The sequence below is a fragment of the Flavobacterium sp. UM26 genome (assembly GCF_057922445.1).
The window spans coordinates 216,084-235,333 of sequence record NZ_JBVHCY010000003.1 but is presented as its reverse complement, the minus strand read 5'-3'; the positions used below and the strand labels follow the sequence as shown (position 1 = coordinate 235,333).

At 36.2% G+C, this 19,250-nt stretch carries 16 protein-coding genes and 1 tRNA gene; 13 read left to right on the top strand and 4 right to left on the bottom strand.

What is annotated here, in order from left to right; all coding sequences use genetic code 11:
- Positions 1 to 63: 63 nt before the first annotated feature.
- The 4 genes from ACZ1AQ_RS05420 to ACZ1AQ_RS05405 are packed head-to-tail and all read right to left on the bottom strand — an operon-like array spanning position 64 to position 5,508.
- Positions 64 to 2,769: a DNA gyrase/topoisomerase IV subunit A gene (locus ACZ1AQ_RS05420; protein ID WP_489631928.1), complete on the bottom strand. Its 2,706-nt coding sequence runs from the start codon at positions 2,767 to 2,769 to the stop codon at positions 64 to 66.
- 38 nt (positions 2,770 to 2,807) lie between these two features.
- Positions 2,808 to 2,990: a hypothetical protein gene (locus ACZ1AQ_RS05415; RefSeq protein WP_489631927.1), complete on the bottom strand. Its 183-nt coding sequence runs from the start codon at positions 2,988 to 2,990 to the stop codon at positions 2,808 to 2,810.
- Positions 2,991 to 3,003: 13 nt separating this feature from the next.
- Entirely contained in the window at positions 3,004 to 3,618 is a 615-nt protein-coding gene (locus tag ACZ1AQ_RS05410; protein WP_489631926.1) for a hypothetical protein, read from the bottom strand.
- 27 nt (positions 3,619 to 3,645) lie between these two features.
- Positions 3,646 to 5,508, bottom strand: a complete 1,863-nt coding sequence (locus ACZ1AQ_RS05405; protein WP_489631925.1) for a DNA topoisomerase IV subunit B — start codon at positions 5,506 to 5,508, stop codon at positions 3,646 to 3,648.
- 146 nt (positions 5,509 to 5,654) lie between these two features.
- Here ACZ1AQ_RS05405 and ACZ1AQ_RS05400 point away from each other — a divergent pair, with 146 nt between their 5' ends.
- The 13 genes from ACZ1AQ_RS05400 (at position 5,655) to ACZ1AQ_RS05340 (ending at position 19,170) form a co-directional block, all read left to right on the top strand.
- Positions 5,655 to 6,851: a GAF domain-containing sensor histidine kinase gene (locus ACZ1AQ_RS05400; RefSeq protein WP_489631924.1), complete on the top strand. Its 1,197-nt coding sequence runs from the start codon at positions 5,655 to 5,657 to the stop codon at positions 6,849 to 6,851.
- A 234-nt stretch (positions 6,852 to 7,085) separates the two neighbouring features.
- Positions 7,086 to 7,583: a thiol peroxidase gene (gene tpx / locus ACZ1AQ_RS05395; protein WP_489631923.1), complete on the top strand. Its 498-nt coding sequence runs from the start codon at positions 7,086 to 7,088 to the stop codon at positions 7,581 to 7,583.
- A gap of 6 nt (positions 7,584 to 7,589) precedes the next feature.
- Complete coding sequence (locus ACZ1AQ_RS05390; protein WP_489631922.1) at positions 7,590 to 7,964, top strand: diacylglycerol kinase family protein; 375 nt, start codon at positions 7,590 to 7,592, stop codon at positions 7,962 to 7,964.
- Between the two features lie 18 nt (positions 7,965 to 7,982).
- The gene (locus tag ACZ1AQ_RS05385) at positions 7,983 to 10,433 is read left to right on the top strand and encodes a DNA translocase FtsK (protein WP_489631921.1); all 2,451 of its coding nucleotides are present in this window, start codon (positions 7,983 to 7,985) and stop codon (positions 10,431 to 10,433) included.
- Between the two features lie 63 nt (positions 10,434 to 10,496).
- Positions 10,497 to 11,135: an outer membrane lipoprotein periplasmic chaperone LolA1 gene (gene lolA1, locus ACZ1AQ_RS05380; RefSeq protein WP_489632061.1), complete on the top strand. Its 639-nt coding sequence runs from the start codon at positions 10,497 to 10,499 to the stop codon at positions 11,133 to 11,135.
- A gap of 6 nt (positions 11,136 to 11,141) precedes the next feature.
- Positions 11,142 to 12,587 carry an LptF/LptG family permease gene (locus ACZ1AQ_RS05375; protein WP_489631920.1) on the top strand — a complete coding sequence of 482 codons (1,446 nt, stop codon included), beginning with the start codon at positions 11,142 to 11,144 and terminating at the stop codon, positions 12,585 to 12,587.
- A gap of 8 nt (positions 12,588 to 12,595) precedes the next feature.
- On the top strand, positions 12,596 to 13,729 hold the full coding sequence (gene ribB / locus ACZ1AQ_RS05370) for a 3,4-dihydroxy-2-butanone-4-phosphate synthase (RefSeq protein ID WP_489631919.1): 1,134 nt from the start codon (positions 12,596 to 12,598) through the stop codon (positions 13,727 to 13,729).
- A 168-nt stretch (positions 13,730 to 13,897) separates the two neighbouring features.
- Positions 13,898 to 13,982, top strand: a tRNA-Ser gene (locus tag ACZ1AQ_RS05365).
- A 285-nt stretch (positions 13,983 to 14,267) separates the two neighbouring features.
- Positions 14,268 to 15,512: a site-specific integrase gene (locus ACZ1AQ_RS05360; protein WP_489631918.1), complete on the top strand. Its 1,245-nt coding sequence runs from the start codon at positions 14,268 to 14,270 to the stop codon at positions 15,510 to 15,512.
- A 130-nt stretch (positions 15,513 to 15,642) separates the two neighbouring features.
- Positions 15,643 to 16,467, top strand: coding sequence for an RteC domain-containing protein (locus ACZ1AQ_RS05355; RefSeq protein ID WP_489631917.1), 825 nt, complete (start codon positions 15,643 to 15,645; stop codon positions 16,465 to 16,467).
- A gap of 489 nt (positions 16,468 to 16,956) precedes the next feature.
- Entirely contained in the window at positions 16,957 to 17,337 is a 381-nt protein-coding gene (locus ACZ1AQ_RS05350; RefSeq protein WP_489631916.1) for a helix-turn-helix domain-containing protein, read from the top strand.
- A 308-nt stretch (positions 17,338 to 17,645) separates the two neighbouring features.
- The gene (locus tag ACZ1AQ_RS05345; protein WP_489631915.1) at positions 17,646 to 18,527 is read left to right on the top strand and encodes a transcriptional regulator; all 882 of its coding nucleotides are present in this window, start codon (positions 17,646 to 17,648) and stop codon (positions 18,525 to 18,527) included.
- On the top strand, positions 18,511 to 19,170 hold the full coding sequence (locus ACZ1AQ_RS05340) for an ATPase (protein ID WP_489631914.1): 660 nt from the start codon (positions 18,511 to 18,513) through the stop codon (positions 19,168 to 19,170). The genes ACZ1AQ_RS05345 and ACZ1AQ_RS05340 overlap by 17 nt, the downstream gene beginning before the upstream one ends.
- Positions 19,171 to 19,250 lie beyond the last annotated feature (80 nt).

The following is a 19,250-nucleotide window of genomic DNA, read 5'->3' as shown; positions in this document are numbered from 1 at the left end:
AAATACGATAAAAATCAGGTTTTAAAAAAACCGTTTCCTTTTGAAGTTGGAAACGGTTTTTAACTATTCTAAGGATAAAGTGACTTGCCCATCATCTTCTAATTGAATCGAAGAATCATCAATAGTGTCTTCTATACTTTCAGTCGGTTCGGGTTGCTCTTCTTCTGGCTCTTCATAAGGCAAAGGCTCAAGCAAATTCACTTGTTTTAACTTATCGGTTGTCAATTGGTTTCCTAAAGCTTTAAAACCTTTTACGGCAATAAAACTCTCGATATCTACCACTTGATTTTCTTTTTGAACACCTTTCACTTTAGCAAAAACTAATTCGGCTACAGGACGATAATCGGTAGCTACAATTTCTAAACGAGAATTTGGATGTTCAGAAATAAACGATTCTTCTTTATTCTCCACTTCAACCAAGAAGCGCTTGATATAATAACGCTCTTTTTCACCATCATAATAGATAGCCGAAATCGGTTTCTTAGGATTCCATTTTTCTAAAACGATCATATCTTCATCAAAATGAGTAGAAAGTTCTGGAATAATGACTTTGAGTTTTCCCGTTTGAGAAATGACTAATATTTTGTCGCTTGGTCTAAATTCACCTAACAACTCTCCTCTTCCATCGACATTTAAACGCTGTACGGTATCGTCAAACCAAACTTTTCTAGGCAATAAGGTAGAAATTCCTTTCTCTTTTAGTTCGATTTTTTTAATTGGATATTTGGTTACCAAATTCCCTTTAGAGGCTCTTCCTTTGATGGCTAATTTGGCGAAGTCAATATCAAATTTGAGTTTTTTGATACTACCTACTTGACGCAGGATGATATTGACTACCTCGGCTTCTCCATTTGGATTGCAAGAAAAATACAAGATCTGTGAACCGGGCGTTTCATTGGTCAAATCATAGGCTTTATCTCTAGTAACACCCGAAACATTGAATCGTTTAATGTAAGACGGACCCGATTTTCCATCACGATAAATCATATTGTAAATTGTGCGTTTATCGCCTTTATCAAAAATAGCAACGTGAATAATGTCTTTACCCACAAAGGTCTTAGCATCGACTTTGGTAATCATCATCGTTCCATTACGTAGAAAAACAATGACATCATCGATATCAGAACAATCCACCACATATTCATCTTTTTTCAGACTCGTTCCTACGAATCCTTCTTCACGATTGACGTATAATTTGGTATTACGCAAAACCACTTTGGTCGCTTCGATGTCATCAAAAATGCGGAGTTCGGTTTGGCGTTCCCTACCTTTACCATATTTTTCTTTAAGCTTTGCAAAATAAGCTATCGCAAAATCGATGATGTGATCCAAATGATGCTGCACTTCCTTCATTTCGTCCTCTAATTTCGCAATGAAATCATCGGCTTTATCCGAATCAAAACGTGTAATTCGAATCATTGGGATTTGCGTTAATTTTTGCAAATCATCATCATTTATTTCTCTAACAAACGTTTCTTTAAAAGGCTCAAATCGTTTGTACAAATACTCATAAAGTGATTCTCTATCAGAATATAATTTGAAATCAATATACATTTCTTCACGAATGAAGATTTTCTCCAAAGTAGCAAAATGCCATTTATTTTTTAATTCTTCTAATTGAATTTCGAGTTCTTGACGCAATAAATCTACGGTGCGGTCTGTCGATATTTTCAACATATCCGATACGCCAATAAAAAGCGGTTTGTTGTCTTCGATGACGCAACCTAATGGAGCCACCGACGTTTCGCAAGCGGTAAAAGCAAACAGAGCATCAATGGTTTTATCTGGAGAAACACCTGGAAAAAGATGGATTAAAATCTCAACCTCGGCAGCGGTATTGTCTTCGATTTTCTTGATTTTGATTTTCCCTTTTTCATTGGCTTTCAAAATACTATCAATCAAAGTAGAAGTATTGGTCGAAAACGGAATTTGAGTTATCACCAAGGTATTTTTGTCTACTTGACTAATCTTGGCACGAACCCGTACGCGACCGCCACGCATTCCATCGTTGTAATTCGAAACGTCAGCGATACCAGCGGTTTGAAAATCTGGATATAAAGTAAAAGGTTTTCCTTTCAGAATCTTTATAGAAGCATCGATTAACTCATTGAAGTTATGAGGCAATATTTTGGTAGAAAGCCCCACCGCAATTCCCTCCGCGCCTTGTGCCAAAAGCAAAGGAAATTTTACGGGAAGATTGTTGGGTTCAGCACGACGACCGTCATACGATACACCCCAATCTGTAATTTTAGGAGAATACAATACTTCTAAGGCAAATTTAGACAAACGTGCCTCGATATAACGAGAAGCAGCTGCGCCATCGCCCGTTAAAATATTACCCCAGTTTCCTTGACAGTCAATCAATAAATCTTTTTGACCAATTTGCACCATAGCATCGGCAATACTCTGATCCCCGTGAGGATGGTATTGCATAGTGTGTCCCACCACATTTGCTACTTTGTTATAACGACCGTCGTCTAATTCTTTTAACGAATGCATTATACGGCGTTGCACTGGCTTAAATCCGTCTTCGATAGCTGGTACGGCACGTTCTAAGATCACATACGAAGCGTAATCCAAAAACCAATCTTTATACATTCCTGTAACTTTGGTAATGGTATCGTGCTCGTCTGCTTTATCTTCATAAAAATGGTGCATCCCACTGGAAGTCGATATATCATCGAACCCTTCTTGATCATTAGCATCAAAACTGGCGTCGTTGTTTTCGTCTTCGTTCGAAAGGATGTTATCTTCTTCTTCGTCTTTCATTTATATCTTTATAAATCTACTTAATCGTTACTTAAGTGCTAAAAAGCATACTTTTCTTTGCAAATATGTTCTTCTGTAGTCACCCAATTTCCGGTTTTGTCTTTCACTTTTTTGGTAACTATTCCACATTCTTTGTGATCATTGCTTCTGATAATAAAAAATGTCCCACCAAAACCTAGAGCAAAAGCTAAAACAATGAGTACTAACGTTTTTTTATTCATTTTTTATTACTTTTCAATTCAAATTCATAAGCCCTTTACGCTTTACAAACTCTGTTTCTTCTTGATGATCTTCAAAGGTTACAAAAAGTTTTATTCCAAATTTTCGAAATAGTTCAGCCATATCAGCATAACAATATTTTTGAAATCCTTCCAAATTTTTTGAACTTCTCGAGCCAATACAACTTATACAAAACTCATTGTAACCAACAATTCTATTTTTTTTATCTCTAAACAATATCATATGCCTAGGATCATAACAAGCAGCTTCCATCTCTTTCGGAACACAGGTGTCACTTATCAATAGATTTAAAAGTTCTTTCTCTTGACTTTTATTTAAAACCACTCTCTCTTGTATCATTGTACTATCAAAAGTAAGTTTATAATTATCAACTAATAGTTTATATGAGGGCCGCTCACCCTTATATTTTATAGTATCCCAAAGAACTCTATTATAATAAGAAACCAATTCAATTTTAGAAAAATTCTTTATTGGAAAATCTCTCTTGCTAATTATTTTACTAATTGATTTTTCAATCGGAATTCCTTCGGATTCTATTGGTTGTTGTGCATTTTCATTTTTGCAAGAAACCAATAGTAAAATAGCCATCAAAAATATTACTTTCCGCATAAACTAAATTTTCACTTTAAAACAATACTACTCTTTCTCAATCACATCCAAATCTACCTTCAAGTTTTTGATGATAAAATCTTGTCGGTCTGGGGTGTTTTTGCCCATATAAAAGGACAATAATTGCTCGATTGACGTGTTTTTATCCATCATGATAGGATCCAATCGGATGGTTTCTCCAATGAAATTTTTGAACTCATCTGGCGAAATTTCTCCGAGTCCTTTAAATCGAGTGATTTCGGGTTTGGGTTTTAATTTTTCGATGGCTTCTTTACGTTCTTCGTCAGAATAGCAATAAATGGTTTCTTTCTTATTTCGAACTCTAAAAAGCGGTGTTTGCAAAATATACAAATGCCCTTCTTTGATTAATTCAGGGAAAAATTGCAAGAAAAAAGTAATCAACAACAAGCGAATGTGCATTCCATCGACATCAGCATCGGTTGCAATTACAATATTGTTGTAGCGCAAGTCGCCCATATCTTCTTCGATATTTAAGGCCGCTTGCAACAAATTGAATTCTTCATTTTCATACACAATCTTCTTACTCATTCCGTAAGAATTCAAAGGCTTTCCACGTAAACTAAAAACCGCTTGTGTATTCACATCACGCGATTTGGTAATCGATCCCGAAGCCGAATCTCCCTCGGTGATAAACAACGTACTTTCTAAATATCTTGGATTTTTGATGTCTGGCAAATGCACCCGACAATCTCTCAATTTCTTGTTGTGTAAACTGGCTTTTTTAGCACGGTCTTTGGCTAATTTTCGAATGCCTGATAACTCTTTTCGCTCTCGCTCGGCTTGTAGAATTTTTCGTAGCAACAAATCGGCTGTTTCTGGATTTTTGTGTAAAAAATTGTCTAATTTATTTTTCACAAAGTCATTCACAAACGTTCTCACCGATGCCATTCCTGGCTCAGAGCCCATATCTGTAGAACCTAATTTGGTTTTGGTTTGGGATTCAAAAACAGGCTCCATCACCTTGATACTAACCGCACTCACAATCGATTTACGAATATCAGAAGGCTCAAAGTTTTTATTGTAAAATTCACGTATGGTTCTAACCACCGCCTCTCTAAAAGCAACTAAATGCGTTCCCCCTTGTGTTGTATTTTGACCGTTTACAAAAGAATGATATTCTTCACTGTATTGCGATTTGCTATGGGTCATTGCAATCTCAATATCATCCCCTTTGAGATGAATAATGGGATACACCATGTCTTCCTCTGCAATATTTTCATCTAATAAATCTTTCAATCCATTTTCAGAAAAATATTTTTCACCATTATAAATGATGGTCAAGCCTGTATTTAGGTAGCAATAATTTTTGAGCATTTTTACTATATACTCATTTCTGAATTTATAGTTTTTAAAAATGGCTTCATCTGGTGTAAACGTAACCTTGGTTCCTTTACGCTTGGTGGTTTCGATGATATCTTCTTCTAAAACCAAATTTCCTGCTGAAAATTCTGCTGCTTTTTGCTTATCATCACGAACCGATTCGACTCTAAAATAATTAGACAAAGCATTAACTGCCTTGGTTCCTACTCCATTCAATCCAACTGATTTCTTAAATGCCAAGGAGTCATATTTTCCTCCTGTATTCATTTTAGAAACTACGTCGATTACCTTACCTAGTGGAATCCCACGACCATAGTCACGTACCGCTACGGTTTTGTCTTTAATGGTCACTTCGATAGATTTTCCAGCGCCCATTACGAACTCATCAATACAGTTGTCTAATACTTCTTTTAAAAGAATATAAATACCGTCATCCGGTGAAGAACCGTCACCAAGCTTTCCGATATACATTCCGGGACGCATCCGGATGTGTTCTTTCCAATCGAGAGAACGTATATTGTCTTCATTATAAATATTTTGCTCAACCATAAACAGATTTTGGATTTTTACGCAATATAGCATATATCTCCAAAAAATGAAAGGTGATACTCTTTAATTTTTTTTAATAAAATCGGAGTCAAAAACAACATTTCACATCTGTTTTGAGTAAATTTAACGCCTAATTTTTCCAATAAATGCCAAATACCATAAAACCGAGTTTAGAGCAAATTAAGCTCATCAATCAATATTTATTATTTGACTCTCCCAACGAAGAGCAGTACGATAACATTACTTTTTTGGCTACCCAAATTTGCAATACTCCTATCTCAACTATAACCTTAATCGATACTAATCGCCAATGGTTCAAGTCAAAAGTAGGTTTTACACACGACGAAAACCCCATAGAATATTCCTTTTGTGCCTTGGCGCTTTCTAAAAATCTAGACTTTATAGAAATTCCCAACTTAATGTTAGACAATGAGTTTAGCGGCATAGGCAAATTGAACGGCTTAGAAGAAAATGGTTTTTATGCTAGTGTAGCAATTAGGAACGAAAAAGGAATTCCATTAGCAACCTTATGCGTCATAGATTATGAAAGCAAAAAACTAACGGATGATCAAAAAAAAGGATTGCAAATTTTAGGAAAACAAGTAGAAGAACTTTTTAAATTGAGACTTAAAAATGTAACACTACTGAGCAACTATAAACTTTTAAGCGAACAATATGAGGCTTTAAAACAATTCTCTAATCGAGTGTCACATGACATCCAGTCTCCGCTTAACAACATTATTTCATTGATCACCCTTTTCAGAGAAGAAAACGAAACTTCTTATTCTAGCTCAGAATATTTAGATTTAATGATTGAAAGCTCAAGTCAACTGAAAGAATACGTTACTAAACTCCTTTATTATTACCGTTCAGAAAACCAAACCATTATTAAACAAAAATTCGACATCCAAGATATAATTACAACTACCAACTCTATTTTAAATCCCAAAAAGGAATACAAAATAACATCAACCTTCAAAAAAGCAGAAATATATTCGGATCCATTGGCTTTAACACAAATTGTCATGAATCTCGTTTCAAATGGCATAAAGTACAATTACAGTACGATACCTGCAATTACATTTGACTTCAATAATACAGCAACTTCCTATGAGTTACTAATTAGCGATAATGGAATTGGCTTAAGCGAAATTGAAGCGACTACACTCATAGACAATGCAGCTAGTATTGCAAAAATAGATCGTTTTGGCAACTACGGAACACAATTAGGTTGGACCACCATTAAAAATCTTTGCCTCAAAATAGGAGCAACGATTATCATTAACTCAAAGCTCAATGAAGGTAGTACGTTTATCCTTTCCATTCCAAAAGAAACAAACTAGTCTTAATTGTTCATAATAGGATAAAAAATAAACGATGGTTTGAAATGAATTGAAATCAAAAGCTTTTCATCCAGTTTTTTGATGCTTTATTCTCCGAATTCAACTATCAAAAAAAACCGAATAATGAGTTTTCTTATTGAAGAACAAGCCGTTTAGAACAAGCTAAAATCTTGCTTGAGTAAACCCAATTCTTAAAAAAAATTCATACTTTTGAAACTCAAAAAAAATAACGATATGGCAACAGTAACATTAGGTGGAAACCCAATTCACACTTCAGGCGAACTTCCTCAAGTTGGAAGCAAATTAGTAGATTTCAAACTAATCAAAAATGATTTATCCGTAGCTACATTAGCTGATTTTGCTGGCAAAAAATTGGTTTTAAATATTTTTCCAAGTATCGACACCGGAACATGTGCTACATCTGTTAGAAAATTTAACGAAAGCGCTAGTTCATTAGAAAACACTACAGTTTTATGCATTTCTAGAGATTTACCTTTTGCTCAAAAACGTTTTTGTGGCGCAGAAGGATTAGAAAATGTAGTGAATTTATCCGATTTTCAAGAAGGTAGTTTTGGCAAAACTAATGGCCTAGAAATCACTGACGGTCCTTTGACAGGATTACACTCTCGAGTAATTATTGTAGTAGACGAAAACGGCGTGATTACACATACTGAACAAGTTGGAGAAATCGCTAACGAACCTAATTATGAAGCAGCATTAGCAGCACTATAATAGATTATGGAATTTCAAAAAGACAATTCTTTTGTAACCGGAAGATTAAAAAGTGTTACCTATGCTTTTAAAGGAGCAATAAAATTAATAACTACTGAACACAGCATAATGGTTCAGTTTTCTATTGGAATCCTCATAAGCATTTTAGGCTTTATCATGAACATTACTGCTTCAGAATGGTTATTTCAAACTTTTGCGATTGGCTTAGTCATGAGTATCGAAGGACTGAACACTGCTGTAGAAAAAATAGCCGACTTCATTCATCCGAATTACAGTCAAAGAATTGGTTTTATCAAAGACATTGCTGCAGGATCTGTATTCTTTGCAGCAATTACAGCAATCATTATAGGTTTGATCATTTACGTTCCAAAATTCATATAGGCTTACTTCAAAACAAGAATGGCAAAAACAAGTAAAAAAAACACCCCTGAAACTCCTTCTGAAACAACTACTCCGAAAATAAAATTTTGGGAAGTCTCAAAGCAAAACAAACTCATTATAGGCAGTTTATTACTCCTATTTTCTGTTGGATTACTCATTGCATTTGTTTCCTTTTTTCTGTATGGACAAGAGGATCAAAGTGCTGTAAATAGTATTACCGACAGGAACGAAGTCGTGCAAAATTGGTTAGGAAAAATTGGTGCTTTTCTTGCAGATGCCTTAATCTACAAAGGATTTGGAATCGCTTCGTTTTTATTCGTTCGATTATTTTTCCTGACAGGTTTATTTTTATTTTTAGACTTACGTCTCAAAAAACTCAAAAATATTTGGTTTTGGGACATGTTTTTGGTTGTAATTCTTTCTGTTTTATTTGGCTTCTTTGCTACATCTGTACCTGAATTAGGCGGAACTGTAGGCTACGAACTCAATTTATTGTGCCAAGACTACATCGGAAAAACAGGTACTTTATTGGTGCTAATTTTTGGTGTCTTAATTTATCTAATTTTCAAATTAAAAGTTTCACCAGAAAAGATTCAAAATTTATTTCATTCTACCAAAGAAGAAATTAAAGATGAAATAGCCAACAATCCATTTCCTAAAGAAACTTCAAACGCATACAATTTAGAAGAGTTTGCCATTGAAGAGGAAGAAGATATCGAAGACACCATTCATTTAAAAACCTCAGGCTCACAGTTTGAAATTAACAAAGAGGCTTTGAAACCTACTATTAGTAGTGCTTCGGAGATTAATTTGGAACCTCAATTGAAACCACAACCCATAATTACTCCAATTCCAAATGAAGTAATCACTACCAACGACGATGCTTTTGTAATTGAAAAAGCAGCCGAAGAAGATATTATCGAAGAAAATCTTGCTTCACGTTTGGTTTCTGATTTCGGTTTATTCGACCCAACGTTGGATTTATCGCACTACAAATACCCAACAATAGATTTATTAAAAGAATACTCTACTGGTGGAATTACCATCAATCAAGAGGAATTAGAAGAAAATAAAAACAAAATCGTTGACACCCTTCGCAATTATAAAATAGAAATTGCGCAAATTAAAGCAACAGTTGGCCCATCAGTAACCTTATATGAAATTGTTCCAGAAGCAGGAATCAGAATTTCAAAAATTAAGAGTTTAGAGGACGATATTGCTTTGTCTTTATCAGCACTTGGAATTCGTATTATTGCGCCAATTCCTGGAAAAGGAACCATTGGTATCGAGGTTCCGAACAAGAATCCAACTATGGTATCAATGAAAAGCGTAATTGGTTCAGCTAAATTTCAAGAAGCCGAAATGGAACTACCAATTGCATTAGGAAAAACCATTTCTAATGAAACTTTTGTAGTTGATTTGGCAAAAATGCCTCACTTATTGATGGCGGGTGCTACCGGACAAGGAAAATCAGTAGGATTAAATGCCGTATTGACTTCGCTTTTATACAAAAAACATCCAGCCGAGGTGAAATTCGTTTTGGTCGATCCTAAAAAAGTGGAGCTTACTCTCTTTAACAAAATAGAAAGACATTATTTAGCCAAATTACCCGATACCGAAGATGCCATTATTACGGATAATGCGAAAGTTGTTGCTACCTTGAACTCACTTTGCGTAGAAATGGACAATCGCTATTCGTTGCTGAAAGACGCCATGGTGCGTAACATTAAGGAATATAACGAAAAATTCAAGTCTAGAAAGTTAAATCCAGAATTAGGGCACCGTTTTTTACCGTACATCGTATTGGTAGTCGACGAGTTTGCCGACTTAATTATGACGGCCGGTAAAGAAGTAGAAGTTCCTATTGCGCGTTTGGCTCAATTGGCTCGTGCAATCGGAATACATTTGATTATCGCTACTCAAAGACCTTCGGTGAATGTAATTACAGGTTTGATTAAAGCCAACTTCCCAGCCCGTATTGCTTTTAGGGTAACTTCAAAAATTGACTCTAGAACCATTTTAGATACACAAGGCGCTGACCAATTGATTGGTAGAGGAGATTTGTTATACACCAATGGCAATGATGTGGTTCGTGTACAATGTGCTTTTATTGACACCCCAGAAGTAGAAAAAATAACCGAATTTATAGGTTCTCAAAAAGCCTATGCCACTGCTTACTTACTTCCAGAGTTCGTTGGAGAAGAAAGTGGCATTAATCTTGATATGGATGTTTCCGAAAGAGACCCCTTATTTAGAGAAGCCGCCGAGATTATTGTCAATGCACAACAAGGCTCCGCTTCTTTACTACAGCGCAAACTCAAACTAGGTTATAACAGAGCAGGCCGACTAATTGATCAATTAGAAGCTGCTGGAATTGTAGGCTCGTTTGAAGGAAGTAAAGCTCGCAGTGTAAATATTCAAGATATGAGTTCTCTTGATCAATTTTTCAATAACGAACTAAACAATTAAATCATGTTACCTAGTATTCAAAACTCCACCCTTGTTCCTTCAAATAACAAGTTCCAATTCTTGATGTCTTATTTAACAACAATTGCCTTATTCTTTGTCGTTTTTACTACATCAGCGCAAGACAAAAAAGCTAAAGCTTTATTAGAGCAAGTTACTGGCAAAGTTAAAAGCTACGACAACATTACAATTGACTTTAAATACAGCTTACAAAATGCCAAAGAAAACATCAATCAAGACAGTAAAGGAAATGTTACCCTAAAAGGAAATATGTATGTACTCAATTTCATGGGCGTTACCAAACTTTTTGATGGTAAAAAAACATACACAATCGTTCCTGAAGACGAAGAAATTACCATTTCTAAACTAAATGAAAATGACGATAACGCCATTACACCTTCAAAAATGTTGACCTTTTTCAACTCGGGTTATAAATACACTATGGACATCATTCAAGATGTTAGAGGACGAAAAATACAATACGTAAAACTTGTTCCTACCAACGCAAAAGATCAAAGAAAAGAAATCTTATTAGGAATCGACATTCAAACCAAACACATTTACAACTTAATTGAATTTGGAAAAAAAGGAACAAAAACAACCCTTACCGTTAATTCTTTTAAAACTAATCAGCCATTATCAAAAAATCAATTTACCTTTGTGCCGAGTAAATACCCCAATTACTACATCAATAAATTAGATTAAACATAGGTGAAGATACTTGACAAATATTTATTAAAATCCTTTCTGATTACATTTACTACGGTTTTTGTTATCCTTTTTTTCATCTTTATTCTCCAAACTGTTTGGCTTTTTATCACTGAATTAGCTGGAAAAGATTTAGATTTCATAATGATCGTCAAATTTTTATTATTTTCTATGCCAAGGATCATTCCTTTGGTTTTGCCATTATCGGTTTTATTAGCTTCTATCATGACTTTTGGAAGTTTTTCCGAGAATTATGAATTGGCAGCTATGAAATCCTCAGGAATTTCGTTGCAGCGTTGCTTTCGTACCTTGGTTATTTTTATCTTTTTCCTGAGCATCGTAGCTTTTATGTTTGCTAATAACGTAATTCCGTATGCCGAGTACAAATTCATGAGTTTCAGAAGAAATATTGCTCAAGTTAAGCCCGCTTTGGCTATAGCCGAAGGACAATTTAATACCGTTGGCGTGTACAACATCAAAGTGAATAAAAAATCTGGGGATAAAGGAAACTTTTTAAGTGGCGTAACCATTCACAAAAAATCATTAATGGGTGATGGAAATAAAACTGTCATCAAAGCCAAAACAGGTGAATTAATTAGCAACGAAACTTCCAATTTATTACAATTGGTTTTGAAAGACGGGTATTATTATGAAGATGTTACTCCAAAAAAATACGAAGACAGAGAAAAAATGCCTTTTGTAAAAAGTTCATTCAAGAGAGACATCATCAACATTGACTTATCCAAATTAAACACAACAGCCGTAGAAGACACCAAAGACGCCAATACCAAAGGAATGCTTGACGTATCTGAACTAAGGTATACCATCGATTCTTTGTCAAAAAGCAAAGCCACGGAAGCTAAATCTTTTTCTGAAAACATCAACCAGAGAATCTCTATTCCTTTGACTACTTCTACTCCAACTAATGATACCGTAAAAAAAACAAAAAAGATTAATATCAAGGATCCATTAGCCCCATTTACTGATGACGAAAAAGCAACCGTTTATAAAAATGCTTTGGCTAATATACAAAGTACTGTTGTCAGCATAGACGGAACACTTACGGATTTGAAGTTAAAACAGAAAAACATCAACAGTCACGAATTTGTTATTTATGAAAAATTTGTAATTGCCTTTGCTTGCTTTTTGATGTTTTTCATAGGAGCTCCATTGGGCGCTATTATCCGAAAAGGAGGTATTGGACTTCCAATTGTATTTGCCGTTTTGATTTTCATTACTTTCCATTTCATCAACACTTTTGGAAAAAGAATTTCGCAAGAAGACGGACTAACTCCTTTTATGGGAGCTTGGATGTCCTCATTCATATTGACACCTTTAGCAATTATGTTAACGTATAGAGCCATCAATGATATTGGTATCATTAATATGGATCGTATAACAGAACCTTTTCAAAAATTGGTTAAAAAATTATTCCCTTCTAAAAATTAATTCTACACATGGTAGCAGATAAAATACAACTCAATACAATTGAGGAAGCAATTGAAGACATTCGTCAAGGCAAAGTAATTATTGTAGTAGACGATGAAGACAGAGAAAACGAAGGTGATTTTTTGGCAGCTGCCGAAAAAGTAACTCCAGAGATGATCAATTTTATGGCTACACACGGACGAGGACTGATATGTGCTCCCCTTACTGAAAGCCGCTGCAAAGAACTTGGATTGCATGTGATGGTAAGCAACAATACCGACCCTATGGAAACTGCTTTTACCGTTTCAGTCGACTTAAGAGGAAATGGTGTTACCACAGGTATTTCTGCTTCTGATAGAGCAAAAACAATTCTATCCTTGGTCGATTCTAATACAAAACCGCACGACTTAGCCCGACCTGGACACATCTTTCCGTTAATTGCTAAACAAGGTGGAGTTTTGAGAAGAACAGGACACACAGAAGCCGCCATCGATTTTGCACGTCTAGCAGGCTTTAAATCTGCTGGGGTGATTGTAGAAATCATGAACGAAGACGGAACCATGGCACGTTTGCCTCAATTGGTAAAAGTGGCTAAAAAATTTGATTTAAAATTAGTTTCTATTGAAGCATTGGTAGCTTATAGAATGCAACACGATAGCCTAATTGTAAAGAAAGAAGATTTCGATATCCATACCCGTTTTGGGACTTTTAGATTACGCGCATACCAACAAACCACCAACAAACAAGTACACATTGCCTTAACCAAAGGAACTTGGAATTTAGGAGAATCAATTTTGACAAGAATTAACTCTTCACAAGTGAATAATGATTTACTAGGCACACTAACCAACAACGCAGACAAACAGTTGGATGACATGTTTACCACCATTAATAATGAAGGTAAAGGTGCGGTAATCTTTATCAATCAAGATATGCAAGCCGTAAACCTTTTGAGCCGAATTGCTGAATTAAAGGAATTACAAGCCAATGGTGAACTCAAAGCACCTAAAATAAAAATAGACAGTAAAGACTTTGGAATTGGAGCACAAATACTTCACGATCTTGATATTTCAAAAATACGTTTAGTGACCAATTCAGCACACGAAAAACGTGTAGGTATGATTGGTTACGGCCTTGAAATTACAGAATATGTAAGCTATTAAGCTTTTGAAACTATTTTTTTTTATTTTTTTTATTTACCTAAAACCTAGAAAATGAAATGATTAAAAAAAAGCCAAAAAAAAAGGTGCGATTTTTATAAAAATACATTTGCATAACCAAAAAAGGTTCTTATATTTGCACTCGCAATCACGAAATGATAGCAACATACTGGAGAAATGGCAGAGCGGTCGAATGCGGCAGTCTTGAAAACTGTTGACTGTAACAGGTCCGGGGGTTCGAATCCCTCTTTCTCCGCGAAACAACCTTCAAAAGGTAACAAAACCCTGAAAATCTTATGATTTTCGGGGTTTTTTCTTTTATGAAATACTCAAAATATTCATTCTTTTACAAATTGCAAGGGACAAAATCGAGACCCTAAAAAATTGAAAAATTAGGGTCTCGCTAAATGATCACAAATTCGACCTAAACCTCAGTATTTATTAATGGTTCCAAAGGGTTAGTAACCGTATCATTTTTTAAACATCTTGCAGTTAGACAAACCTTAAGTTAACTTAATTGTATAATTTAAAGGTTACCAAAATGAATGTAAAAACAACATTGCATTTCTATGCAAAATCAACCAAAAGCAATACTAAAGGGCAATTCCCTATTTATGTGCGATTAACTGTCGATGGAAAACGACTAGAGTACAGTACTAAAAAATTTATCGACCCCGCCAAATGGTCCTCTAGCGCAAGCAAAATGAAGGGTAGTTCAGAAGAAGCTCGTTCAATTAATAATCTACTAGATTTAATAAAAAACAGAATCAACGAGATTCAATATGAACTTTTAAAAGGTGGACATCAAATTACTATAGAAGAATTCAAAAACAGACTACTCGGAACAACCGAGAGAGCCCGTACCCTAATCCCCATCTTCCAAGACCACAACGACAAAATAAAGGCGCTAATAGGCAAAGAATACGCTCCAGGGACTTTGGAACGCTATGAAACTTCTTTAAGGCATACGAAAGAATTTTTAGAATGGAAATACAAGCAAACCGACATTGACATCCTCAAAATCGACCATGCGTTTGTAACCGATTATGAGTTCTACTTGAGATCTGTGCGTAATTGTGCTAACAATACCGCTGTGAAGTACCTTAAAAACTTCAACAAGATCATCAAAATCTGTTTGGCCAACCATTGGCTCGAGCGCAATCCCTTTGCCAATTACAAATCCAAAATCAAAGAAGTGGAGCGTGTCTATTTAACAGAAAACGAAGTTCAAGAAATCATCAATAAAGACTTAGGAACCGATAGATTATCGCTAGTGCGCGACATCTTCTTGTTTAGCTGCTTTACTGGACTGGCGTATATCGACGTGAAGAACCTCACCAAAGCACACATAAGCATGGGCATTGATGGCGAAAAATGGATTTTCACCCACCGCCAAAAAACAGAATCCGCTTCTAAGATTCCCATTCTTCCAGTTACACAAATGATCATCGACAAATACGAGAATCATCCGCAAGCGATTAATTCCAATCGCCTACTCCCTATCCTATCCAACCAAAAAATGAATGCTTATCTGAAAGAGATTGCAGATTTATGTGGAATCAACAAAGAATTGACTTTCCATATCGCGCGACACACTTTTGCTACAACGGTAACTTTGACCAATGGAGTTCCTATTGAAAGTGTCAGCAAAATGCTCGGTCATAAAAACATCCGCACCACCCAGCACTATGCCAAAGTGTTGGATAAAAAAGTAAGTGAGGATATGAGAATACTGAAAGACAAGTTCCAACCAATAACCACAGTACAGCGTTCAAAAACCAACTAAAAAGAGCCAAAATACTACAAATTATATGATTTTTGTGATAAAAAATAGTAAGAAATTACATTTAATTTTATTTATTTTGTAAGTAAACCAAACTTAAAACTTACAAACAAATCAAAAAATGACCGAAGTAATGAATCAACTCTGTGAAGAGATGGAGCAAAAAAACCGAAACTTCCACCAACACAAAAAAGAGTACATCTGCCATGCCAAAGAAATCATTCTGTGGGCAGAACCACGAATTGAAAAACTAAACCAACTCTTAAAAAACCATCAATTCAGTACCCTGGAAGAGGAAATCCATTTCTTCAAAAAGGTAAAACCCAAAATAATGTCCAGGGTTATTTTCTACAAAGAAGTACTCCGCATCGAAGTGGCAAAGCCACCAGGCAAAGTCCTTCAAAACAAATATTACAAAAACGCTTTAGAAAAAAGCACGGAATACTTCAAGAAAGAACCTAAAATCTACAAGTACTACAGAGCCAATGCAGAAACTTATGACACCCTCTATTTCACCAGAGATACACAAAAAGACGTATTGGAGACGGAGAACTTTCACATTAATATAGATTCACGCATAACCACTTGCTATGACTATAAGATTGCCAAAATTATGGCTGCTGAGGCCATTGCAGATTTCATTGAAGAGCAAATCGCTTATTTGAACAAGCCGCAACAACTGCAGGAAAAACCATTCCTGAGCAAATGGCAATGGACAGGCTCCAAAACAGACCTAACAGAATTAATCTATGCCCTACATACCAAAAAAAGCATCAACCACGGCAATGCAGACATAATGGAAATTGCAACCGACCTAGGAAAGCTATTAAATGTAGAGTTGAACCAGTCCATCTACAGAAACTACACCGACATAAAAAGCAGGAAAATAACCAAGACCAAATTTTTAGACGCTTTATCTGAATCGCTGACTAACAAAATCCTAGAAGAAGAAAGATAGGATAACTGCCTTTAATACCAAATACCACATTTTATTCTACTACACCAACCATTCTCGAGCATCTTCTAAGCAAGAGCTTTCAAACAACTCACCACTCACTACTCACTACCAACTTGGGAACTACTCGCCACTCAATACTGACAACTCACAACTCACAACTCACCACTGACAACTCACCACTGACAACTCACAACTCACAATTCAAAACTCACCATTCAAAACTCACCATTCACTTCTCACTTCTCACTAGTACCTACCACCTTGTGAACTACTTGGAAAAAGGACTCCAAACCATACAAAACAAACAACTCCCCTCCTACACTGCAAAGACAGTAAGACAAAAGCCTTGTTCTTTTACGCAACCAACCCAACAAAACCAAGACAATTAAAGTTTTTTGGTATAAAATCGTTACCAACTTGGGAAGACCTTGGTAGTTCATTCCATTCAAATCCAATTATTTTGCTTTAGACATTTAAAACAAAATAAACATGACAATCCATCCAAAAAAACTATTCCCTGAAGTAACTAATTTAGAATTACTCAACCACCAAACCATTACCAAAAAAGACCTACTCAATTTTTGCAACATCCTTTTAGAGGAAATCCAAGAAACACTCGGGGCTGCAGAACCAACACCCCAATGGCTGAAATCCTCTGAAGTCCGTAAACTACTCAAAATCTCCCCAGGCACCCTCCAAAACCTCCGCATCAACGGCACCCTCTCCTACAACAAAATCGGAGGCATCATCTATTACAACTACGCCGAAATCCAAAAAATCCTCAACCCCCAACCCACAAGTATAGTGTCTCTTCGACTAGTCCATACTGAGCGAAGTCTAAGTACAGTCGAGAACCCACAACAACCTTAAACCATAAACAATGAACCCAAAAACCTCAGTTTGTCACTTCGAGTAATCTATACTGAGCGAAGTCGAAGTACAGTCGAGAAGCCCCAACAACCTTTAACAACCTTAAACAACCTTAAACAACCTTAAACAACCTTAAACAACCTTAAACCTTAAACCAATGAACCCAGAACCCTTGCGCCTTTCGCGTCCTGGCGGTAAAAAAAAACACAACCCTCAGTTTGTCACTTCGAGCGGAGTCGAGAAGCTTCAACAACTTTAAACAACCTTAAACCTTAAACCTTAAACCTTAAACCTTAAACCATAAACCCATGACCCACATAAAACACCTCACCGGCTTCTACAACAAATCCAACCAAGACCCAGCCATCACCCCATCCCATATAAGCCTCTATTTCGCTTTATTCCAACGATGGAACCTCAACCGCTTCAAAAACCCAATCCTCATTTCAAGAAACGAAATCATGTTGGCAGCCAAAATCAAATCAAAAGCAACCTATCACAAATGCATGAAAGACCTCCATCAAAAAAACTACATCATTTACAAACCGTCCTACAATCCCTATGAAGGCACCGAAGTAATTCTACCAGATTTAACCCTCCCAACCAGTTCAAATATTACACAAACCCGTTCAGCAAATGACCACAGCAGTTCAAATTTTGAAACACCAACCACTACAAAAAATTCTTGGAAAAAAGACGACAACCAAACCCGTTCAGCAACTGAACCCAAATCCAACAACCCTCAGCACCCCCTTGTAAATACTACAGAAAAGAGGACACATAGTATACCAACCAGTTCAGTAACTAACCCAGCCTTACCATTAAACGAACAACTAAAAAAAAGGGTACATACTATAGATAATAATAGAAATAATATAGATAATAATAGTAAGTATAGTGTGGAGGCAAAAAATCAAAAAAAGGAAGTTTTTGTTCCGCCTACCCTCTCGGAAATACTCCCCTATTTCATCGAAAAAAAAGCTACCGAATTTGAAGCCCAAAAATTCCACAACTATTACTCCAGTAATGGCTGGCTAGTAGGTGGAAAAACCAAAATGAAGGATTGGCAAGCCGCAGCTCGAAATTGGCTCCTCAACGCAGATAAATTCAAAACCCCTCAAAACAACAACAAACTAAATCCAAACAACCTTCACGTAACCAACAATAAAAACTATGCAGAACCACTCTAACCCTTTCACATCCACCTTCCAAATCATCGAGGGGCGCAAACTATACGACTTCAAAAAATGCCTCGCTTACATCGAAAAACAAGGAAAAATACGCTATGGCTATAGCTTCAAAATTGACCAACAAGACCTGCCCACCCTGTACAAACTGCTCATCTACGCCATCAAAGACGAAAAAAATGCAGCCAAAGCCAACATAGACCTCCACAAAGGCATTATCCTTTCTGGCCCTATTGGGTGCGGTAAAACATCCATCATGCAACTCATAAAACCTTTCTTTGTAAAAGCAGCCGAATACAAAATCAAAACCTGCCGCGAAATCTCCTTCGAGTTCGCCAAGAACGGCTATGAAGCCCTAGTCCCCTACACCGAAAAATCAACTTACCAACCCAAACTACCTGGCTACTGTTTTGACGACTTAGGCGCAGAGCAACAAATCAAACACTTCGGCAATGACTGCAACGTGATGGCAGAAATCCTAATTACCCGTTACGAACATTTCGTGGCCAACCAATCCATCACCCACATCACCACCAACCTCTCAGCCTCCGAAATCGAAAAACTATACGGCAACCGACTCAGGTCCAGAATGCGAAGCCTTTTCAACCTCATCACCTTCGAAGCCAATGCCAGAGACAAAAGATAATCCGCTTCCAAAAGCCCGCGCCCCCTCTCATTCTCCCTGTACGGACAGGTCACGACCTGTCCTGTTATATCCTTTTCAAA